The sequence below is a fragment of the Thermomicrobiales bacterium genome, from assembly GCA_037045155.1.
In the GTDB taxonomy this organism is placed as follows: Bacteria; Chloroflexota; Chloroflexia; order Thermomicrobiales; family CFX8; genus JAMLIA01.
In genome coordinates this window covers 1305744-1327226 of sequence record JBAOIG010000003.1, presented here as the reverse complement: position 1 = coordinate 1327226, position 21483 = coordinate 1305744, and the positions used below count along the sequence as shown (strand labels likewise).

Genomic DNA, 21483 nt, shown 5'->3' with positions numbered 1-21483 from the left:
CTCATGGGCGATCGACGAATCATATTGGCAAACGAGATGGGCTACTGCTGGGGCGTTCGCCGCGCACTGGAGATCATCCAGGATGCCGGCGATGTTGCCAACCCGGTGGCGACCATCGGCGACGTGATCCATAACCCGCAAGTTGTCGAGCGCTTGCGCTCCAAGGGTGTCGACACTGCCGGGACTATTGAAGAAGCGGCCCAGCGTGGCTATACGCGCGTGGCAATCACTGCCCACGGGGCCGGCCCTGAGCGCGCCGCCGAGGCCGAGCGCTACGGGCTGGAGCTGATCGACACGACCTGCCCGTTGGTGACCAAAGTCCAGCGCATGGCCCAGAAGCTGGCCAAGCAGGGCTACACCATCGTCGTCTATGGCGATTACTTTCACCCGGAGGTCAAGGGAATCATGTCCTGGTCCGGCACGACGCGGGTCTACCCGGCCAAGAAGATCGCCGACCTGCCGTGGAACGCGCCGCGCGGCTCGCGCAAGGAAGGCGCGGTGACGCCGCCACGTAAGGTCGCGATCGTCTCGCAGACGACCAAGAACACCGACGAGCTGCTGCGCTTCGTCGCCGATCTGACGGCGCTCGTGTCGCCGGAGGGTGGCGAGGTCCGGATCACCAACACGATCTGCGAGCCGACATTCGAGCGCCAGAACGCGCTGAAGCAGCTCGCCCGCGAGGCGGATGTCATCCTGGCGATCGGCGGCAAGAAGTCGTCCAATACAGCGCGGCTGGCCGAGGTTGGCAACCTGATGGGCGTGCCGAGCTACCACATCGAGCGCGCGTCGGATATCGACGCCGACTGGCTGGAGGGCAAGGACGCTGTCGGCATCACCGCCGGCGCGTCGACGCCGGATGATGTGATCCAGTCGGTCATCGACCATCTCGTCGGCTACGGCTTCCCGGCGCCGATAGGAGGGCTGCGACAGGTTGACCTCGAAGCAACACCGTCATACTAACCGGCGCTTGCGCAACGCGCGGGAGTCGATCGACCAGGCGCATGTTGCCGTTCGCCAACTGGCGGACGATTCATCGACGCCGGTGGAGATCGATCCGGCCAGCGAGCTGTTCTTCGAGTTCGCCGCGCCGCTGCTGCTCACCGCCCGCAGCGAGGCGGAGTTCCAGTCGGCTGCCTCGATTGCGGAGTTTGTCTGGGCTGCGACATCGTTCGACGCCGCTACTCAGGCATTGATGCTGGCCGACTTCATTGGCGAAGCCGGCATCTCGGACGAGATGATTCCCTGGCTGCTCGACGTCTTCGCCGAGCTCGCCGATCGCAAGGTGGCATTGCTGGGCGGTTGATGCCGGGTCGTTGGAACGAAGACGCCCCTGCTCCCGGGAGCAGGGGCGTCGCGCGGTCAGCCGTCGGTTATTCGGCGGCTTTGGCTTCGAGGTAATTCACCAGCGCGCGGACGCCGATGCCGGTCGGCCCCTTCGGCGTGTCGTCACGCGCGGTGTCGGCCCAGCAAGCGCCAGCGATGTCGAGGTGCGCCCAGGGCTTGCCCTCGGTGAACTCGGCCAGCAGCAACGCGGCGGTGATTGCGCCGCCAGCGCGGCCGCCGGTGTTCTTCATGTCGGCGATGTCGCTCTTGATCTGTGGCTTCAGCGCATCCCAGAGTGGCATATGCCAGAACAGGTCGCCGGCCTCTGTTCCTGCCGCGACGATCCGTCGGGCGAGGTCGTCGTCGTTGGCGAAGACCGCGACTGGCTCGGATCCGAGCGCGATCATCTTCGCGCCAGTGAGGGTCGCCAGGTCGATCATTTCGTCGGCGCCCTCGCGGGCGGCATAGACCAGCGCGTCGGCGAGCACCAGCCGGCCTTCGGCGTCGGTCGAGGTAATCTCGATCGTCTTACCGTTCATCGTCGAGAGGACATCACCGGGGCGGAATGCCGTGCCGGAAGCCATATTCTCGGCGCTGGCGACGATGCCATAGACGGTAAATGGCAGATCCAGCCCGGCAATCGCGCGCATCGCGCCGATCACCGCGGCCGCGCCGGCCATGTCGGTCTTCATCGTCTCGATCGCGCCGGTCGGCTTCAGGTTATAGCCGCCTGTGTCGAATGTGATCCCCTTGCCGACGAAAGCGATCGTGCCTTTCGACTCGCCGGCCGGCTTGTATGTCAGATGCAGCATCCGTGGCAGATGGGCGCTGCCCTTGCCGACGTCGTAGATGGCCGTCGCGCCCATCTCAACGAGCTGCTTCTCGTCATATTCGCGATAGTCCAGCTCGTTGTCAGTCGCCATCTGTCGGGCGACGGCTGCGAGTGTCTCCGGGTAGATGGCCTGGCCCGGCTCCGCGACGAGATCGCGCGCGAGGTAAATGCCCGACGCCATTGTGAACCCGTCGGCGACACCCTTGCGGGCAGAGTCCGTCTCAGCGGCGAGGAACGTCCATGAGGTCAGGCCCTCGTCGTCAGCGCGGCTGGCCTTATAGCCGCGGAAGTCGTAGCCGGCCAGCAGGAGGCCTTCCACGGCTGCTCGATAGCTTGCCGCATCGCTGCCGGGGGCCGGGCTGGCCACTGTTTTCGCGCCGGCCTTGCGGGCCGCTGTCAACGCCGCGCCGTATGCCCGGCGAATGTCGGTTGTGCTGGCGCCAGATTCGGGCAGGCCGGTCGCGACGATCCGGCGGGCCGGTAGTTGCCCGAGCGTCGAAAGCGCCAGGGTCGATCCGACCTTGCCATCGAAGCGCGCGTCGCGAAGGGCGTTGCGCAACGCGCCCCCCAGCGCGGCATCGACCTCAGCAAGCGGCCCCTGCCAGGCGGCATCCCCATCCGCGCCGGGAGGCACAGTCAGGACGAGGGCATCGGGCGCGGACTCGGCGGCGACGGTCGTGGCAAAGGCAATCTGTGTCGCTGGTGGTTGGGCGGTCGTTCGAGCTGGCATGCCGTCTCCCTTGGCGTTGAGCGTTTGCGTCGTTGACATCCGGCCCGTGCCGGACGCAGGAGCATCTTATGCCAGGACGCGCGGAAAGTGCCAAGGCCGGCGGTGTTATCCCGCCGGCCTTGCCTGGTATCGATCGCGTTGGTGTCGCGTCCGTGGTAGTTACAGAGGCGGATCAGTCGTTCCCGTCAACAGTGCCCGTGATGCGGACCTGTGTCACCTGAACCACTTCGACTACCTCGATGACCATTGACGGTTGAGAGGCCGTCTCGGCCGGCGGGGACGTCATCGCCTCCTCTGGCTCGCCGTTATCCGTGATCGCGGTGATCTGTCGTCGGGTCTGCTCGGCCATCTGTGGTGGCTCGGCCGGCGCGACCCGCCAATTGTGCGCCGTCTTCCAGCATTCGCCCGGTCCTTCGACCTCCAGACATTTCGTGACATCTTCGTCGGTACGTAGCGCGTATCCGAGCGAACAGCGCATTGTCGCGAATGCCTGAAGATTTCGAGGTTGCAGACGAATCCGCGATAGCATCGAACAACCACATGGGTAAGACTCGCCTTCTTCCGACGAGCCGAACCACTCGCTCTCGCGAGTGTCCCCGGTCATGGACGCGGACTCCACGCGCGATCGTCGCTGTTGACGACTCATGTGCGCATCCGTCCGCCTGATTCACCCCCGTGTCGGGGCATCGCGGCCACCGTGGCCGCTCGCGCCGGTTGTCCGGCGCTCCGGTGTCCTGTCTTCGGCGTATCCGAGGCCGACCACCTGCCTGCATTATAGAGCATCGGCACAGGTGACCGGCGATGGCGCCGGGCAAGCCTGAAATCCAACGGTGCCTGTGTCGACCGAGACGCGAGTCTGGCTGTTATGACGCCGATTCCTCGGGCATGCCCACTGCCTGGGTTACCATGTGAGCCAACGGCTGCCATGCGCCGGACACGGTGAGGCGCGGTCGTGTGCGGGTATCCGGTTGCCCGTGATAGTGACATTTCGAAGGAGTGAGGATGAACGAGAAGCTGGAACACGTCACTGCGCTGCTCGGAGAGCGCGTGGCTGATGTCGAGGGGCAGTTCGGCGTGGCGGCCTGGCCAGTTGGCAAGCCGGACGAGGCATTCGGCATCAACATGGACGAATCGTTCCCGACTGCCAGCACCTTCAAGGTGCCGCTGCTGTACGCGCTGTATCAGATGCACGACCGTGGCGAGGTGGATCTCGCCCAGCGCATCCGCGTCGAGAAGGAGCACCTCGTGCCGGGGTCGGGTGTGCTCCAGGATCTTGACATCGGGATCGAGCCGACCATCCGCGATATCGCGGTGCTGATGATCGTCCTCTCCGACAACCAGGCAACTGACATGCTCTATGCGATCGTTGGCGCCGACCGTATCCACGCCGCGATGGACGCGCTTGAGCTCCATCGTACCCGTGTGCCGATGTCGACGAAGGCGTTGCTGTACGACTACGTCGGGATGGACCCCGACAATCCCGAGCACACCTACGAGATGTCGATCGAGCGTATGCGCAAAGAGGAATTCAACTACGAGGGCGCGTCCTGGTCGGATGTCGACGGCAGCGGAAACGACCTGACGACACCACGCGAGATGGCGCGGCTCTGCGAAGCGATCGAACAGGGAGTTGGCCTGAGCGCGGGCGCCCGTGAGAGCATGCTTGACATTATGAAGCGTCAGAAGTTCAACGATCGCATTCCGGCCGGCGTGCCGGAGAACACCGATATCGCCCACAAGACCGGCTCGCTGAAAGGCGTTCGCAACGACGCGGGGATCGTCTACGCGCCGGCCGGCCCGTATACCATCGCGCTCTTCTCAAAGCGGCTGGGAAGCGAGAAGGCCGGGATCCAGGCGCTCGGCGACCTGTCGAAGATCGTCTGGGAGGCGATCGGCTGATCGGCGCCCAGGACACATGGGAGTGTTGGGGGCGAACCTCGCGGTCGCCCCGGTGACAGGGGAGTGAGCGTGGAGAATACGGGTCCGTTGGCGGGGATACGGGTTGTCGACCTGACGCGGGTGATGTCGGGGCCGTACTGCTCGATGATGCTGGCCGACATGGGCGCCGACGTTGTCAAGATCGAAGCGCCGGGCAAGGGCGACGACACTCGCGTCTGGGGGCCGCCCTGGGTGGACGGGCCAGACGGCGCGCGTGAGTCCGCCTACTATCTCTCGGTCAATCGCAACAAGCGCTCGATCGTGCTCGATCTGAAAAGCGACCTCGGTAAGGAGGCGCTCTGGCGACTGATCGACCGCGCCGATGTGCTCGTCGAGAACTTCTCGCCCGGCACGATCGCCCGGCTCGGCTTCGGGGCCGAGACAGTTCTCGCGCGCCGGCCGGAGATGATCTTCTGCTCGATCTCGGGCTTCGGACAGACCGGCCCATCCAGCGCGCGGACGGCCTACGACCTCATCGTCCAGGGCATGAGCGGCATGATGAGCGTCACCGGCCCGCCGGGGCAGCCGACCAAGTTCGGTGTGCCGATCGCCGACATCGCCAGCGGCATGTTCGCCAGCTATGCGATCGCCTCGGCCCTCTATCACCGTAGCCAGACCGGCAAGGGCCAGATCATCGACACCTCGATGCTCGGAGGTCAGATTGCTCTGCTCTCCTACCAGGCTGCCATCTACTTCGCGACCAGGGAGACACCGCCGAGCACCTGGAACGCGCACCCGATCGTCGCGCCCTACGAGACGTTCCCGACTAGCGACGGCTTCGTCAACATCGCCGTCGGCAACGACGGGCTCTGGAAGCGCTTTACCGACGCGATGGGCATGGCCGACACAGCCGCCGACCCGCGCTTTGTCGACAACGCCGGCCGGATCACCAACCTGCCCGCGCTTCGCGAGATCATCACGGCGCGCTTCGCCTCGCAAACGACCGACGAGATCGTCGCCACGCTCGACGCAGCCGCAGTGCCGTCTGGCCCGATCTACACCGTGCCGGAGGTCTTCGCCGACCCGCAGGTCCAGCACGCCGGGATGGAACGCCGGATCGACCACCCGACGCTCGGCGAGATCTCGGTTACTGGCTTTCCCTATCGCCTCTCCGAATCCGATGCGAGCCTGCGCACCCCGCCGCCCCTCCACGGCCAGCACACCGCCGAGGTTCTGCGCGAGCTGGGGTTCAGCGACGCGGAGATTGCTAGCGACGAATAGTCGCAGTCGCCTGATGTCTGGATGCATGTCTTGCGTCAATACACAAGACATGCGAATCCTTCACCGCGGCCTCAGTAGTCGACCGCAGTGATCCTGTCGTTCTGGCGGGTTCCCCGGTTCTGTCATGTTGAGCGGAGCGAAACATCCGTCCTCCCCGCTACTGGGCGTACAGACGAGGGGAAACGGATCCTTCACTGCCGGGTGCCCTCTGGGCGTCGGATGACAGAGGAAGGGGTGGCGGCCGCAACCAACAACCTGACACATCACGTTGGTCAGAGCATTCAGTGCTCCGACCAGCGTGATGTGTCCTGTACTGTGGTGCGACAGCCACCACCGCTCGTTGTCATTCCGAGCCGCAGCGAGGAATCTCCCCTGGCTGGATGCATTCAGACGCAGGAGAGATCCTTCGGCTGCGGCCTCAGGATGACAAGGTGCGGAGAGGCTGCCAACCTGACACTTTATCCTGGTCGGAACATTCAGGATGACAAGTCAACGGCGACGCTTCGGATCTGGCGGATTGGCCTTGCCTGGTTGCTCTGCGCGTGACCCCTTCATTCGGGACTATCCAGGCTAATCGTCCCATCCTTGGCGATTGCGAAGCCGGGATTCCAGGCGACCTCCCAGAGGTGGCCGTCGGGGTCGCTGAAGTAACCGGAGTAGCCGCCCCAGAAGACATCTTCTGGCGGCTTGACGATCCGGGCGTCGGCAGCGGCAACCTCGGCGAAGATCGCGTCGACCTCTTCTTTCGATCGAGCGTTGATGGCAATGGACAGAACCGGGCCGCGCGGTGTGTCGGACGGGAGCGTCGCGTCGTCCAGCAGCGCGGCTCGGGGGTAGAGCGCGAGCGCGATACCCGGCAGCTGATAGAACACGATGTCGCCTTCGGACTTACGGTGCGGCGTCCAGCCGAGTCCTTCTTCGTAGAACCGGCGAGCGCGGGCAAGGTCGTCGACGCCGAGGGTGATGAGGCTGATTCGTTGGTCCATGACATGCTCCTTCGCGCGTTCTGTGCGGACGAATCCCCCGTTGGATGAAGTGAGATCGTATCATCGGGCCTGACGACGTCGGCGTGGCGGCAGGGATGGGTGGTGATGGGGAATACCTGGTTCGAACGCGAGATCCGGGAACAGCCGGATGTTCTGGCCGGCCTGCTGGCTGGTGGCCGCGAGCCAATCGAAGAGGTGGCCGAGCGAATACGCGCTTACCACCCACGGTCGGTCGTCATCGCCGCGCGCGGAACCTCGGGGAATGCTGGTCGTTATGCGCAGTATGTCTTCGGCGCGCATAACCGACTGTCCGTCGCGCTGGCGACGCCGTCACTCTACACCGTCTACCAACAGCCGCCCGACCTCTCCGGCTCGCTGGTTATCGGGATCAGCCAGTCGGGCCAGTCGACCGATATTGTCAGCGTCGTGGGTGAGGCGCGACGGCAGGGCGCGTTTACCCTGGCCGTGACCAACGACGCGGATTCACCGATGGCCAACGCGGCCGAGTTCTGCTTTCCGCTGCGCGCCGGCGTCGAGCGCGCCGTTGCGGCGACGAAGACCTACACGAATGAGCTGCTGGCAGTGGCGATGCTGAGCGCCGCGCTTGCCAGTGATGAAGAGGAATGGGATGCGCTGGCTGGAGTTCCGGAAGCGCTCGCCGCGACTATCGACGCGAATGACCGGTTGGCCCAGCAGACGGCGCGCTACACCTACGTCCGTCACTTCGTGGTAATCGGCCGCGGCTACAACTACGCCACCGCTTGCGAAGTGGCGCTCAAGCTGAAAGAGACGAGCTATGTTGTTGCCGAGCCGTTTTCTTCGGCCGACTTTCAGCATGGCCCGATTGCCGTGATCGAGGCAGGATTCCCGGTCATTCTGGTCGCGCCGTCCGGGGAGGCGTTCCCCGATGTGGCGCAGCTTATCGCGCGGCTGAACGATCTTGGCGCGGAGATCATCACGATAACCGACCAGGCAGATGTGGTGTCCGAGTCGGGCATTGTCCTGCCGCTCGCGCCGGCTGTGCCGGAGTGGCTTTCGCCGATCGTTGCGGTTGCGCCGGGCCAGCTGCTGGCGTTGGCACAGACAGAGTTGCGCGGCTTCAACCCCGACCAGCCCCGCGGCCTGACGAAGGTGACGTTCACGCGGTGAGGGATGAGGAATGACGGATTCGCGCCGCGAAGACGGGTTCGCGTTGGGGGTGTGCTACTACCCCGAACAATGGCCGCGAGAACAGTGGGCTGAGGACGCGCGTCGGATGCGCGAGCTCGGGCTGCGCTATGTCCGCGTCGCCGAGTTTGCCTGGGCGCTGATCGAGCCTCGCCAGCAGGAGTGGGACTGGGGCTGGCTCGATGAGGCGATCGACACGCTGTCGGAGGCCGGCCTGCTGGTCGTGATGTCGACGCCGACTGCGGCTCCGCCGGCGTGGCTGGTCCAGCAACACCCCGAGATCCTGCCGGCCGGCTCGGACGGGCGTATTCGTGGGTTCGGCGCGCGACGACATTACGACACCGCCAGCCGGGTTTTCCGCGAGCATAGCCGTCGGATCACTCGCGCGGTCGCCCGGCGGTACGGGCAACACCCGTCGGTCGTCGGCTGGCAGCTCGACAACGAGATGGCTGACCACGACACTGGCCTGAGCTATTCGGACGCGAGCCTGGCCGGCTTCCGACGCTGGCTCAGCGAACGCTACGAGACGTTGCCGATCCTCAACGAAGCCTGGGGGACCGTATTCTGGAGTCAGGGCTACACCGACTGGGAGCAGATCCAGCTGCCCAATGTCGGTGTGGACGAGCCGAATCCGTCGCTGGCGCTCGACTTCCAGCGCTACCGCAGTGACACGATCGTCGAGTTCCTGGCCGAGCAGGCAGCGATCGTTCGGGAACTTTCGCCGGGTCGATGGATTACGCACAACGTGATGCGGCTGACCCCTGATTTCGATCATTACCGGGCGTCGGAGTGCCTCGATTTCGTCTCGTGGGATTCATACCCGACCGGCGCGGTGGCGTACTCCGACTTCGATCTCGCCGGCAGGCTGCGCTTTGCTCGAACTGGCCACCCGGATCTGACCGGCTTCAACCACGATCTGTATCGCGGGCTGAAGGACGGACGGTCGTTCTGGGTGATGGAGCAGCAGGCAGGGCAGATCAACTGGGCGCCGTCGAACCCGCTGCCGCCGGCCGGCGCGGTCGCGCTCTGGACCGCGCACGCCTGGGCGCACGGCGCGAGCGTCGTCTCCTATTTCCGCTGGCGTGCCGGCCTGTTCGGGCAGGAGCAGATGCACTCCGGGCTGCTGCGCCATGACGGTACGCTCGATCGCGGTGGCGCGGAAGTCGCGGAGATGAGCCTTCCCGGCCTTCCCGTTTCCGAGCATCGCGCCCCGGTCGTCCTGCTCCACGACTACGAGAGCCTCTGGGCCTTCGATCGCCAGCGCCATACCGCCGGGGCGAGCTACTGGGGGCAGATGCTGCTGTTCTATCGCGCGTTGCGCTCGCTGGGTGTCGATGTCGACATTCGTCACGTCGATGCCGACCTTGCTGGCTACCAGCTGATCGTCGTCCCGGCGCTCGTCCTCTGCGACACCGGTCGCGCCCAGCGGCTGGCGCGCTGGGCCGGCGACGCCCGGCTTGTCTTCGGCCCACGGGCAGGTTCGCGTGATGAATCCGGCCGTGCGTGGCCTGACGGACAACCGGGCCAACTGGCAGGGCTGCTCGGCTGCCGGGTGCTGAACATCGACGGCCTGCCGCCCGGCATGGCGGTCCACGTTGCCGGCCACGAGACAACGATCTGGGCCGAGAGCTACCGGTTGGCTGGCGGCGAGGCGGTCGCGCGATACGACGACGGCCCACTGACCGGGGATGCGGCGGTCGTTCGCAACGGACCGGTGGCGACTATCGGCGCGTGGTCGGCGACGTTGATCCGGTCGCTGCTGCGCGATGAGTTGGCTGGGCTCGGCATCGCGACGCGCGACCTGCCCGACGGAGTCCGCATCACCCGGCGTGCCGGCCGGACGATGTTGACCAACTTCACCGAAGCCCCGGTCGCTCTCGACGATGGCACGCCGCTCGCGCCGGTCTCTTACCGGATCGACTGAGCGCCCTCCGATTCAGATTGTCGCGTCGCGATCCTCGATCGTTTGCGGATCGATCACCGGTAACTCGGCGAGCAACACCGGGTTGTCGTCGGCGGCAACGCGGTTGTAGCGCACTGCGCCGCAGCCGAGGCAGCGGTGGACGACCATCTGCTCCAGATTCGGACGATAGAAGACACCGATCGGCGCCATGAGCGATCCGCATTCGCTGGCGCGATCGCCGGGTGTCTTGAGGTCGACATGGAGCGAATAGAGGCACATCGGGCAGTGATTGCGCTGTCGGCCTCCGGACGGCGGCTCACCGATGAACGCTCGGCAGTTGCGGCACTTGAATGGCTCGCTGACTGTCGCCCGCCGGCGCTCCCGCTCGCGACGCTCGTGCTCGCTCTCCCAGCCGCCGTCGCTCTCTGGCTCTTCCTCCGACGCTCGATGGCCGCTACGCGGCTTCGCGCGTTGCCCGCCCCTGCGGCGGTGTGTCGTTTCATCCTCCAGCTCGTCCTCGTTATCGAGCTGCCACTTGTCGTATCGCACCCGGGATCTCTCCGTACTTCCTCTGCTGATTCGGCCATTCGCTAGCGCAGTATGGTGCGACAAGAGAGGGCCGCGGGCAATACGCCCCGGGTTGCGGATTTACTGCCTCGCGCCTATCCTCCTCGGGGCCAGATCCGGAGGATTGTGAGAATGGAGACAGATTGATGGCGCAGGCGCTAACTCCCGACGTGCTGGTGTACGGGCTGCGGTCGGCCGACGACCCGCAGATCGCCCCCGACGGCAGCGCGGTGCTATACACACTTTCGACGCCCGAGCGTGGCCAGGCCGGCCCGCTATCCCAGCTCTGGATTTGCGACCTCGATGGGTCGAACTCTCGACAGCTGACCCAGACCGGGGAGCACAACGGCGGTGCGCGATGGTCGCCGGATGGCGAGAGCATCGCGTTCGTGTCCGACCGAGTCAAGAAGTCCGGCTTATTCATCATGCCGCTGACTGGCGGCGAAGCGCGTGAGGTTACCCGCCACGCCCAGCCGATCTCCGGCTTGATCTGGTCGCCAGATGGAGCGCGGATCGCCTACACCACGCTGTACGATCCAGCGAATCCGGACGAGACGGAGCCGGCGAAAGACGCCGCCGCGCCTGTCCGTGTCACCCGCCGGATCGATTACAAGCAGGACGGACGCGGCTATCTGGCGGATAAGCGGATGCAGGTCTGGGTCGTCGATGTCGAAAGCGGCGAGCGCCGCCGGCTGACAACCACACCCAACGACCACGGCTCGCCGCAGTGGTCGCCGGATGGCGCGCGTATCGCCGCCCAGGAGTCGTTGATGAACGGCATGCATTCGCGGCTCGCGCTGATTGACGTGGAATCTGGCGCGGTCGAGTATGTCACTCCTGAGGATGGCAACGTATCGACCTGGTCCTGGTCGCCCGATGGCGGTCTGATCCTCTACACCGGCGACATTGAAATGACCTGGCAATCCGATCTGTTCGTCTACGATGTCGCGAGCGGCGAGACTCGACGGCTGACTGACGACCTCGAATGCCTGCCAGTGGGCGGCATGCCTGGCGAGGGCGCGTCGCAGCCACTCTGGCTCGACGATCGTCAGGTGCTGTTCCACGCCGTCCGGGCCGGCGGCAGCGGCCTGTGGGTCGTCGACGCCGAGGGTGGGGCGGTCGAAAAGGTCGCGTGGTGGCAGGCGCAGCACGCCGGGATGAGCAGCGATGCCGCGAATCGTTACGTCGCTCAGTCGCGCACGACGATGGAGACGGCCGGCCAAATCGTCGTTTACGATCTACAAACGAACGCACAGCAGGTCATCGTTGATCCCAACAAGGATGTGCTCACCGAGCACCCGCCGGCCCAGTGGGAGCGATTCGATGTCGAGCGCGGTGGGCAGACGATCGAGGCTTGGCTGCTCAGGCCAGCCGACTTCGACGAGTCAAAGCAATACCCCGTCGTCCTCGATATCCATGGCGGGCCGAACGGGTTCTACGGCTACGCTCTGTCGCCGGCCCATCAGTCGTTGGCGACCGCCGGGTACGTCGTCGTCTACAGCAATCCGCGTGGCTCCAGCTCGTATGGTCGCGAGTTCACTCAGATGGTGACGGAAGACTGGGGTGGCGAGGACTTTCAGGATCTGATGGCCGTCATGGACGAGGCGCTGAAGCGGCCGTGGGCCGACGCGTCGCGAACCGGAGTGACTGGCTATTCATACGGTGGTTACATGACCGCCTGGACGATCGGTCAGACCGATCGCTTCAAGGCGGCAGTCTGCGGCGCGCCGTGCTTCGACCTGGAGTCGATGTACGGGACGAGTGACATCAGCCACGTCTTTGGCGAGCTTCAGTGGGGCGGCCAGCCGCACGTCTCGACCGAGTGGTATGCCGCGCACTCGCCATCGACCTTCGCGCACCGCGCGACGACACCAACGCTGATTATCCACGGCGAAGCGGACGAGCGCTGCCCGATCGGCCAGGGAGAGCAGATGTTCGTCGCGCTGATCAAGGCAGGCTGCGACGTGGAGTTCGCGCGATACCCGGGCGCGGCCCACGGTTTCCGACGCGCCGGCCATGCCGAGCATCGTCTCGACTGCTGGCAGCGCGCGCTCGACTGGTTCAACACGTATCTCGACTGAATATCGGCGTCCGGGCGCTGTCCTCGCGGAGCGCAGCGCCCGGACGATCGACACGCAGTATCACTGCGAGTGATGCCGGATGTCGCGATCGATCGTCAGGAATGGCCCGGCCATGCCGCCGATGAAGCTGCCGAACGCCGCGCCGGCCAGCATGACATTGACAGCCGTATCGAGGCTGTCCGCGAGGATCGCGCTGATGATCGCGCCGACAACGATACCGGCGGCGAGCCCAGCCACGAGCCCATAAGCGATGCCGTCGTTTTCGACCTGTGCCTCGTGGGCGTTGAGCCCCTCATCGACTGCGCTGAGATCGGGCAGAGCGTAGACGCCGCCAAGGACCGCGCCGTAGATCAGGTGGAGCACGAGGTTGCCGATCGCTGGCAATGGCCCCGCGCCGAGCCCCAGACCAAAGAATCCAGCCCCGACGACCGGAAAGAAGACGACCAGCGATAGCAGCCAGGGGAGTATTGCGAAGGTGAGCCCACGCCACCAGCCCGCGCCGCGCATGCTGGGTTCGATAAAGCGAGCGTAGATCAGCGCCCAGACCAGGCCGGCAATCAGGTTGATACTGAAGGCCGCGACCGGAACGTCGTAAATCCCGTTGGTCAGGTCGTTATGGTTGAGTGCCCAGAACCAGCGGCTCAACTGGCTACCGGACTCGCTGCCGATGTAGCCAACGATCAGGTAGGCCAGAACCAGCGCCATCGACATCACGGCAGTTGCGCAGAAGCCGGCCAGAATACTGCTATTCAGCCACCGGCCGGATGGCCTGTCGTGCTGAGCGCCCGCGCGATCCCGCCATGGAGGATGGTGTGGCCGATGTGGGCGATGTGTCTGCGTGGGCAGTTGGCGCGCCGTCTGATCGGTCAGCAGAACAATCGTGCCGAGGATGACCGCGCCGATCGCCATCAGCGCGTTTGCGTAGCGCCCGTGGGTGGCATGGTAGACAGCCGCGGCAATTCCAAGCATCATCAGTATCAGAAAACCCAGATCCCATGTCGTCAGATGACGTCGCATCGCTGGCCTCCAGACTCCAGATAGCGTACAGAATGCGGCCAGAGGGCTTCGCAGCGGGCGAATCGGATGGATTAACCTTGTCGACTGCCTGGCCCACCGCTGGATGTCGCAGAGGTGATGCCATGAAATATGCCCATGATGTAGCGCGCCCTGCCGTGTTGGTGGCGATATCAGAAGGAGCGGAAGGTGGTTGAGGGGCACCAGCCTGGGACCGGCGCCGTGCTGTCGAAATCCGAGGAAGAGCTGCGAGATCGCGCGATTGCCCTGCTTGCGCGAGTCGAGGGAGTTGCTCGCGTCTTTCCCTCGTCGGACGGTGTCGAGAACGAGCTCCGCGTGCTGCGCCAGGCGCGTCAGCAGCTGGAGACGCTGTTCCTGCTCGTCGTCGTCGGCGAGTTCAACTCCGGCAAGTCAGCGTTTATCAACGCGCTCGTTGGCGAGCCGATCATGCCTGAAGGAGTCACCCCGACAACGGCGATGATCCACCTGCTCGTCTCTGGCGACGAGGGACTCGAGGATATCCTCAGTGATGGCGTCGTCATCCACCATCACCCGGCGCCGTTTCTGCGCGAGATCAACGTCGTCGATACTCCCGGCGCCAACGCCATCATTCGCGAGCACGAGGCAATCTCCCAGCGTTTCGTGCCGCGGTCCGACCTCGTCCTCTTCGTCACTTCGGCCGACCGCCCCTTCTCCGAGTCGGAGCGCGGATTTCTGGAGGAGATCCGTAACTGGGGCAAGAAGATCGTCTTCGTGCTGAACAAGATCGACCTCCTGGAAAGCGACACGCAAGTCAAAGAGGTTGTCCGCTTCATCAGCGACAACGCCCAGCGTCTGCTCGGCATTGAACCGCTGATATTCCCGATCTCCGCCAAGCTGGCCGAGCGCCGCGACCCGGCCGGCCGGTTCCAGCCGCTTCGCGACTACATCATGAACACCCTCGACGAGAAAGAGAAATTCCGGCTCAAGGTCCTGAATCCGCTCGGCGTCGCGGAGCGTCTGCTCGGTCGCTATAGCAGCGTTGTCGAGGATCGTCTCTCGCTGCTGGCCTCAGACGCGCTGACGATCGATCGGATTGACGCGGTGCTGGAGGACTACGACGCGGAGATGCGTCGCGAGTTCGGCGCATATGTCACCCGCGTTGAGAATATCGTCCATCGACTCAACGAACGCGCCGACCGATTCTTCGACGAATATATCCGCATCGGCCGCGTGATCGATCTGATGCGTTCGGAGAAGACGAGAGAGGCATTCCAGCGTGACGTGGTAGCGGACACGGAGCGCCAGATCGACGACACGATCACCGAGCTGATCGACTGGATGGTCCAGCAGGATTTCCGCGCCTGGGAGTCGGTTCGCGAGACGCTCGATCGCCGGGCGCTGGAACGCTACCGCGACGATATGGTCGGCGAGGTCGGCAGCCGGTTTGCCTCCGACCGTCAGACGCTGATTACCCAGGTGGCCCGACAAGCAGAGCTGGTCGTGAACCGCTACGATCAGCACACCGAGGCAACGTTGCTGGCGACGAACGTGCGCTCGGCGCTGGCGCAGACAGCCGTCGTTCAGGCCGGAGCTGTCTCGCTGGGCGCGATCGTTGTCGCGATGGCGACTACCGCCGCGATGGATGTGACCGGGATCCTGGCTGCCGCGACAGTGGCCGGCCTGGGGCTGTTTATCCTGCCGGCCCGAAAGCGTTCGGCGCGCAACGAGCTGCGTCGCCGGTCCGCTGAGCTGGAGCGGCAGCTTGCCGATGTGCTCGGGGATGGCTTCGAGGCCGAGCTGGGCCGATCGATCCGCCGCATCCGTGATGCGATCGCCCCCTACACCCGATTCGTCGCCACCGAGCGAACACGGCTGGAGGGTGTGCGCACTGATATCGCAGACGTTACCGCCGAGCTTCGCGATCTCCGGAGCGCGGTGAGCGGCTGATAGCTGACCTGCCCATCGCGCCAGACCGTCGGCTGGTCGCGCACACGACCAGCCGACTGTAGTAGCTTCGATTCAGCCTATCCCGCTGTCCCACGCACCCGGGCAGCCATCTCGGTGTCGACGCCACGTGGCCACTCTCGCTTCAGTGGGTCGCTGACTCCCACCTCGAGCGTGCCGATGCCCTCTATCTCCATACGAACCTGGTCGCCACCTTGCAGCGGTCCGATACCCTGGTGGTTGGTGCCGCACAGGATGACATCGCCGGGGACGAGGGTCATGTAGCCACTGATGTAGGCGAGGATCTCGACGACGGAATACTCCATGTCTGAAGTGGAGTAATCCTGCCTGATTTCACCATTGACCGCCAGCGTGACGCGCAGGTTCTGTGGGTCAGGCACCTCGTTGGGCGTAACGATAGCGGGGCCGAGCGGGGTGAACGTGTCGAACGACTTGCCCATCCGGCTGGGCGGCATGCGCCCGATGCCACGAGCCGAGACGTCGATTGCGCAGGTGTAGCCCGCCAGCGCCGCCAGCGCTCGCTCGTCGGCCGGCAGATCCTTCGCCCGCGCGCCGATAACGAGTGCCAGTTCAGCTTCGTGGTGGAAGATACTTGCCGGATGGTTCGGTAGGACGACCGTGCCACCTGGGCCGATCACCGAGTCCGGGCTCTCCAGGAACATGTCCTGTGCCTGGCGCTCGCGATCGGTTCCTTCGCGGTAGTTGCCGAATGCTGCGATCAGCTTGGTTGGACGAGGAACTGGCGCCTGTACCTCGCCGGCCGGCTCGACAGCGCCGCTGGCGGCCAGCGCCTCGGCCTGCTCGCGCCGACCGGCCAGCACCCCCATGATGCGTGGCATACGATCAGCCGCGGCGCGGTAGGGAATGTCGTCAAACGCGGCCGAGACATCGACCCAGCCGCCGTCGCGCTGCGCGGCAATCCGGCCATCACTAGTAAGCACGAGCCTCATGACGCCTGTTCTCCGTTCTGCTGGTGGGCCGGGTTCTGCGCCATCGCCTTGACCCGCTCGGCCATCTCGTGATCGATTCCGCGCTGCCATTCACGCTGCAGGTCGTCGCGAACGTGGAGGGTAAACGAGCCAATCCCATCGATGGTCGTGATGACCTCATCGCCGTTCTGCACCGCGCCAAGCCCCTGATGGTTGGTCCCACAGCAGATAACATCACCGGGGTTCAGCGTCGTGACGGACGACAGGTAGGTCATCAGCTCGCGGATTGGCCGCTCCATGTCGGCGGTGGAGTAGTCCTGTCGCCGCTCACCGTTGACGTCGACAGTGATGTGCAACGCCTGCGGATCGGCAATCTCATCACTCGTCGTGATCCATGGTCCGAAGCCGGCGAACGTATCGTAGGACTTGCCAAGGAAGCTGACGATCCCCGGCCGGCCGCCGCTGCGCGCCGAGATATCCTCGAAGACCGTGTAGCCGAAGACTGCATCCATCGCGTTGTCGTCGCTGAGGTTCTTCGCCTCGCGGCCAACGACGACGGCGATCTCCGCCTCGTGGTGGAAGATACTCGTTTGATGGCTGGGCAGGGCGACGGTGCCGCCGTGACCGACGATTGCCTCGGGCGACTTGAAAAAGATGTCGAGGATCTGCAGGGGTCGATCGGTGCCCTCGCGATAGTTGCCGATCAGGCAGATGATCTTCGATGGTCGGATCAGTGGAGCGCCAAGGCGTGCTTCGCTGACCGGCGTTCCCCCGCCGGCGGCGACGCGCCGAGCGAGCTCCGGCCGCAGCGCATCGAAGTGCTCGATCAGGTCCGGCAACAGATGTTCCGGGCCGGGCGGTTCGTACTGCTCCAGCAAGTCGGTGATCTCGACGACGGTCTCGTCATCCGCGACGACGCCCATCATCCCGTCACCGAACGTGGCAACACGCATGTGACCTCCTCATCCTCGGCAAGTGACGCGGGGATATGCTCAATGTCCGCATGACAGGCGATGTTCACACGAAGCCTGAGTCGTGTCAATGCCGGGCATCCAGCGAAGCAGAGCCGCTAACCCACACTCCGTGATCAGCCACTGCTCACAGGACATCGGCTGCCTCCGGCTGGCCGGCGTCGACTAGCTCAGTGTCGTTATCGTTGTCGTTCTTGTCTGTCGGTGCGTGCTCAGTTTCGGCGTTACTGAGAATGCGATAGGCGTCGGTGCCCGTGCCGACACCCGGATCGCTGATCACATCCGAGGGCGGCAGCTGAATCTCGCCACCTTCGAGCAGCCGCCACTTCGCGATGACTCGGTCGCGTGTGTTCGAGGCCGCCATCAAGGCATTCAGCGTATCCCGAGTCATCGGCGAGCGCATCAGACGCAGGATTCCGTCGATACCCTGTTGATCCTCAACGGCCTTGATGATCTGAAAGCCTTCACCATATTCGTCATAAAAGCGGAAACCGATCTCATCGACGTCCTGCTTGAAACCGTATGCGTCGAGAACGCGTAACTCCGCCCACTGTGCAAACCCCTCGACGAACAGATGCCCCTTGTAGGGAACAACTGCGGAATCGAGCAGCGAAGGGTGCACGTTCGGGACGCCCTGCTCGTTCGTCCGCAACAGCCAGTCGTGTGCGTATTCGTGGGCGATCACTCCGACGAGATGCTCCTCAACGTTCGGGCGGACGGCGACCTCCCGCGTGAGAATGTTGTAGAAGCCGTCGAGCTCGGCGTCGACCTGCTCAGCCTCCGCCTGCGTGACGAACCTGATGGGCGCGATGTCCGCTCGCTCATCAGTGAGATTGAGGAGCGGTGATAGCCCGAGCTGGAAGACTTGCTCCCGCACCGCGACGAGATCGTTCGGATCGGTGACGGCGACGTAGCGCATCGAGTCGAGCTGCTCCGGCGTGCGGCCTGCCACCGATCGGCCTGTGTCGCCGAGCAGCCGCCCCAGATAGATCAACGCACCGCGCTTGTCCAGCAGCGGCACGCACGATCCGCCGTCGTCGCACTGCGCGCAAATTCCGATGTTCGTGCAGGCGGGACAGCCAACCTGGCACGGACAGGTCACCAGCACTCGATACGTATCACGCAGCAGATCGTGCATGATGCTCAGGAGTCCGTCAGCGAGGCCAGCCCCGCCGTCCACAGTGTCGAAGAGCAGCACTGCCGGCGCCTCGGTCAGCCCATCGACCGCTGGAACGGCGAGTACGCGCACGTCGGTTGGTTGCATGGTTGCCGGCAGCACAGCTCGCAGCGCCACCGCTAGCGCGTGCGCCAACATATGTGCGACCCGGAGGTCAAGCGACATCCCGGGGCGATCTGCCGTGAAAACAATCGCGTCAGCAACAATGCTGGATGCCTTCCCGCGCGCGTCCGGGTAGAAGTGCGTTGCGATCTCGTCGGGCTGTCGCGTGCCAAGAAGCTCCTGCCAGACCACAATCGACTTGCGTTGGATGACAAATGCATCGCCATTCCCGATGCGCGATGGCAGCATGTCCGCGGGCTGTTCGTCGGGCGCCAACCTCATTTGATACCGATAGTGTGGCAAGACATCCACCGGCAACCGACTGTTCGGTATCTGTGCGACCAGATCGTTTGATGTACGGCTCCGGACCAGGACGAGCGGCTGAGCGCCGGTTTGAATAACTCGATGCTCGAAGAGTTCGGTGGTCTCCCGATTCGAGTCGATCCACCGTACGGGGAATCCGCCGTTATCACTCCGGACAGGGATAAGTCCGTCGGCGCCGATCGTGTCGAGACGGCAGTGTTCGTAGATAACGTCAGGATCAGTCTGACCCAGAATCAGGACAGAGTCCTGGTATCCAAAGACGCTGCGGTCGGCCACGACGTCCTGCCACGCCGCAAACCCGTTAGCCACCAGCGCGTCTGCTGCCTGCACGCCGGGTAGACCGAATGTCTCGACAATCTGGGAGCGACGCATGCGCGTCTCGTGCACTGCGCAAGCCAGGTGCTTCGCGACGACGTCGGCATGGCGCGTATTGATCGTCAACTGTGTCCGTGCCCGGGTATCCAGGAAATCGATCGATCCTGAGGTATGAAAGCTCCGGATCATGTGGAGCGCTGCCGGGGAATGCGTGCCCAGAACCAGCGCGAGCCCACCCCGTCGCTCGCCACCAAGCTGCCCACACAAGCGCTCGATCTCGGATACGTGCTCTGGTGTCCCGAGTATGATGAGCCCGTCGTAGTGCGCCTGGCGACCGCTGAGTTCGGCCTCTTCGGTCGTGACGCGCAGCCGCTGTTCCGGGAGGGACATCCCGACTGCCCGGTCGATCTCGTTGCTCAACCACTCGGCATCAACGCGACCTCGATCGTAACAGTGCACGAGCAGTCGATAGTCGTCGGTCAGGCTGACGAGCACGCTCGCCAGCTCGACGGCTGCTGCCAAGGCAGATTGCCGGCGTACCCGCGCGACTGCATGGCCACCGACTCCGGCTTCCCCGTAGCGATCGAGTGGTGGAAGCCAGACGCCGAACGTTTGCTCGGGCCGGGCGCTGCCGTCAACTGCGTAGCGGTGAACGTGGTCGACACTCGGGTCGATGCCGAAAAGTGCAGTCGCGAACGCTTCGAGATTCGCGGCTGGGCGCGCAGTGGCTGTGAACTGCAGCTTGCCGCCGGCCGCTGCTGTAACCAGGCGCAGCCGACGAAAGACCTGTGCTGCATTCGCGCCCACGATGCTCGTATAGTGATCGATATCGTACGTGATCACCAGATCCAGCCCGGCGAAGAACTCACCCCACGGGCGAGTGTCCTTCAGCATGACGCCATGCAGCGTGTCGAGCGAGCAGAAGACGATCTCCGGCGGTGGGTCAGGTATGCCGCGGCGATACGACGCGTCCAGCCGCATTTCATGGAGCGCGTAGTGCCAGTCAGTCTGATCGGCTAACTCGCGAAATCGCTCGTATTCGCGCTTCAGAATCTGCTCGTTGGGGGTGACGACGAGCACATTCGACCCGCGGCGCAACGCACGTTCGAGCGTTGCCAGGAAGAGTGTCATATGCCGACCGCTGCCTGGTCCAGTCGCCAGAATCAGGTGACTCGTCGGCGAGCCTTCGTCGTCGTCCAGCAGTTGGGCCAGCGCATCGCGCTGATGCGGGTAGAGCTGCTCAGTCCCGGTGATGCCGAGCGATGCCAGTACCGCTCGCATAAGCGTGCCGTCCTGAAAATGCCGTTCCAGGATGTGCGCGTAGGCGTCGGCATAGGTCAGCGACGCACGGGCGGGTAGATGCATCGCCGCGCGCAATTGCCCCCGGTACCGCTTATGGTTGCGTAAATGCTGCGTCACCTCATTCAGCGGAAGCGAATCCGGCTTGGCGACCTTGTGATCAACAGGTCGTGAGGTGGACATGATTGGCGCTGGTTCGCGTTCCCTCCGGACGCTGATGATGGTTGGCGCGAGGAGCGCGACCAGCGTCCAGACGACTGGCGATACCAGGTGGGTGACCATCGCCGGCAGGGTAACCAGCGACACAATAATGACGATGAGCGAGAGATAGACCGGCCACTGACCGTAGTCCCAGCGGATTGTCCGGTCGAGCCTGACGAGGCCGGATGCACGGCGCGGCGATGCATCGAGATCGTCCAGTTCCCGAACGCCGCGTAGTAGCACGGTGAACGCAGCCCAGGCGCCCGCGTAGATAACAACGAGATAGAAGATCGTCGCCGGCACCCACGAAATGTTCCGAATGATCGGAACCGGTGAGTAGAGCATATCGATGAGATAGCCGCCGGCCAGCCGGTCCATCGCGAGGAAAAGCGGAATCACGACGAGCGTGCAGACGTACGCCAGAAGGGCTGCCATTCGTCAACATCCTCCTCTTGG

At 64.4% G+C, this 21483-nt stretch carries 16 protein-coding genes; 8 read left to right on the top strand and 8 right to left on the bottom strand.

Features of this window, described 5'->3' with window-relative positions; all coding sequences use genetic code 11:
* Window positions 1–3 precede the first annotated feature (3 nt).
* A complete protein-coding gene (gene ispH / locus V9F06_09340; GenBank protein MEI2617821.1) occupies window positions 4–960 on the top strand; it encodes a 4-hydroxy-3-methylbut-2-enyl diphosphate reductase in 957 nt (318 codons plus the stop codon).
* Window positions 932–1303: a hypothetical protein gene (locus V9F06_09335; protein ID MEI2617820.1), complete on the top strand. Its 372-nt coding sequence runs from the start codon at window positions 932–934 to the stop codon at window positions 1301–1303. Before ispH ends, V9F06_09335 begins: the two co-directional genes overlap by 29 nt.
* Before the next feature lie 67 nt (window positions 1304–1370).
* Here V9F06_09335 and V9F06_09330 read toward each other — a convergent pair whose 3' ends face one another.
* Together V9F06_09330 and V9F06_09325 are read right to left on the bottom strand one after the other, a co-directional pair.
* Window positions 1371–2885, bottom strand: coding sequence for a leucyl aminopeptidase (locus V9F06_09330; protein ID MEI2617819.1), 1515 nt, complete (start codon window positions 2883–2885; stop codon window positions 1371–1373).
* A gap of 172 nt (window positions 2886–3057) precedes the next feature.
* Window positions 3058–3489 carry a hypothetical protein gene (locus tag V9F06_09325; protein MEI2617818.1) on the bottom strand — a complete coding sequence of 144 codons (432 nt, stop codon included), beginning with the start codon at window positions 3487–3489 and terminating at the stop codon, window positions 3058–3060.
* A gap of 398 nt (window positions 3490–3887) precedes the next feature.
* On the opposite strand from V9F06_09325, the gene V9F06_09320 reads away from it, so the two are divergent.
* Complete coding sequence (locus V9F06_09320) at window positions 3888–4784, top strand: serine hydrolase (GenBank protein MEI2617817.1); 897 nt, start codon at window positions 3888–3890, stop codon at window positions 4782–4784.
* A 69-nt stretch (window positions 4785–4853) separates the two neighbouring features.
* Entirely contained in the window at window positions 4854–6044 is a 1191-nt protein-coding gene (locus V9F06_09315) for a CoA transferase (GenBank protein MEI2617816.1), read from the top strand.
* A gap of 551 nt (window positions 6045–6595) precedes the next feature.
* Here V9F06_09315 and V9F06_09310 read toward each other — a convergent pair.
* Entirely contained in the window at window positions 6596–7030 is a 435-nt protein-coding gene (locus V9F06_09310) for a VOC family protein (protein MEI2617815.1), read from the bottom strand.
* Window positions 7031–7135: 105 nt separating this feature from the next.
* Between V9F06_09310 and V9F06_09305 the strand changes: the two genes are divergently transcribed.
* Window positions 7136–8179, top strand: a complete 1044-nt coding sequence (locus V9F06_09305; protein MEI2617814.1) for an SIS domain-containing protein — start codon at window positions 7136–7138, stop codon at window positions 8177–8179.
* Window positions 8180–8189: 10 nt separating this feature from the next.
* Window positions 8190–10121 carry a beta-galactosidase gene (locus V9F06_09300; GenBank protein ID MEI2617813.1) on the top strand — a complete coding sequence of 644 codons (1932 nt, stop codon included), beginning with the start codon at window positions 8190–8192 and terminating at the stop codon, window positions 10119–10121.
* Between the two features lie 12 nt (window positions 10122–10133).
* Here V9F06_09300 and V9F06_09295 read toward each other — a convergent pair whose 3' ends face one another.
* Window positions 10134–10649, bottom strand: coding sequence for an RNHCP domain-containing protein (locus V9F06_09295; GenBank protein MEI2617812.1), 516 nt, complete (start codon window positions 10647–10649; stop codon window positions 10134–10136).
* A 164-nt stretch (window positions 10650–10813) separates the two neighbouring features.
* On the opposite strand from V9F06_09295, the gene V9F06_09290 reads away from it, so the two are divergent.
* Window positions 10814–12748: a S9 family peptidase gene (locus V9F06_09290; GenBank protein ID MEI2617811.1), complete on the top strand. Its 1935-nt coding sequence runs from the start codon at window positions 10814–10816 to the stop codon at window positions 12746–12748.
* Between the two features lie 60 nt (window positions 12749–12808).
* Here the strand turns inward: V9F06_09290 and V9F06_09285 are convergent, their stop codons facing one another.
* Window positions 12809–13765 carry a DUF6789 family protein gene (locus V9F06_09285; protein MEI2617810.1) on the bottom strand — a complete coding sequence of 319 codons (957 nt, stop codon included), beginning with the start codon at window positions 13763–13765 and terminating at the stop codon, window positions 12809–12811.
* Between the two features lie 186 nt (window positions 13766–13951).
* On the opposite strand from V9F06_09285, the gene V9F06_09280 reads away from it, so the two are divergent.
* Window positions 13952–15691: a dynamin family protein gene (locus tag V9F06_09280; protein MEI2617809.1), complete on the top strand. Its 1740-nt coding sequence runs from the start codon at window positions 13952–13954 to the stop codon at window positions 15689–15691.
* A gap of 77 nt (window positions 15692–15768) precedes the next feature.
* Here the strand turns inward: V9F06_09280 and V9F06_09275 are convergent, their stop codons facing one another.
* The 3 genes from V9F06_09275 to V9F06_09265 all read right to left on the bottom strand — a co-directional run bounded on the left by V9F06_09275 (window position 15769) and on the right by V9F06_09265 (window position 21462).
* Window positions 15769–16659, bottom strand: coding sequence for a fumarylacetoacetate hydrolase family protein (locus V9F06_09275; GenBank protein ID MEI2617808.1), 891 nt, complete (start codon window positions 16657–16659; stop codon window positions 15769–15771).
* Window positions 16656–17591, bottom strand: coding sequence for a fumarylacetoacetate hydrolase family protein (locus tag V9F06_09270; GenBank protein MEI2617807.1), 936 nt, complete (start codon window positions 17589–17591; stop codon window positions 16656–16658). The genes V9F06_09275 and V9F06_09270 overlap by 4 nt, the downstream gene beginning before the upstream one ends.
* A 145-nt stretch (window positions 17592–17736) precedes the next feature.
* Window positions 17737–21462: a Zn-binding domain-containing protein gene (locus V9F06_09265; GenBank protein ID MEI2617806.1), complete on the bottom strand. Its 3726-nt coding sequence runs from the start codon at window positions 21460–21462 to the stop codon at window positions 17737–17739.
* Between the last annotated feature and the right edge of the window lie 21 nt (window positions 21463–21483).

Coding starts and splice junctions, on each gene's coding strand:
- ispH (MEI2617821.1), top strand. CDS start 4: ATGGGCGATCGACGAATCATATTGGCAAACGAGATGGGCTACTGCTGG.
- V9F06_09330 (MEI2617819.1), bottom strand. CDS start 2,885: ATGCCAGCTCGAACGACCGCCCAACCACCAGCGACACAGATTGCCTTT.
- V9F06_09325 (MEI2617818.1), bottom strand. CDS start 3,489: ATGACCGGGGACACTCGCGAGAGCGAGTGGTTCGGCTCGTCGGAAGAA.
- V9F06_09320 (MEI2617817.1), top strand. CDS start 3,888: ATGAACGAGAAGCTGGAACACGTCACTGCGCTGCTCGGAGAGCGCGTG.
- V9F06_09310 (MEI2617815.1), bottom strand. CDS start 7,030: ATGGACCAACGAATCAGCCTCATCACCCTCGGCGTCGACGACCTTGCC.
- V9F06_09305 (MEI2617814.1), top strand. CDS start 7,136: ATGGGGAATACCTGGTTCGAACGCGAGATCCGGGAACAGCCGGATGTT.
- V9F06_09300 (MEI2617813.1), top strand. CDS start 8,190: ATGACGGATTCGCGCCGCGAAGACGGGTTCGCGTTGGGGGTGTGCTAC.
- V9F06_09290 (MEI2617811.1), top strand. CDS start 10,814: ATGGCGCAGGCGCTAACTCCCGACGTGCTGGTGTACGGGCTGCGGTCG.
- V9F06_09285 (MEI2617810.1), bottom strand. CDS start 13,765: ATGCGACGTCATCTGACGACATGGGATCTGGGTTTTCTGATACTGATG.
- V9F06_09275 (MEI2617808.1), bottom strand. CDS start 16,659: ATGAGGCTCGTGCTTACTAGTGATGGCCGGATTGCCGCGCAGCGCGAC.
- V9F06_09270 (MEI2617807.1), bottom strand. CDS start 17,591: ATGCGTGTTGCCACGTTCGGTGACGGGATGATGGGCGTCGTCGCGGAT.
- V9F06_09265 (MEI2617806.1), bottom strand. CDS start 21,462: ATGGCAGCCCTTCTGGCGTACGTCTGCACGCTCGTCGTGATTCCGCTT.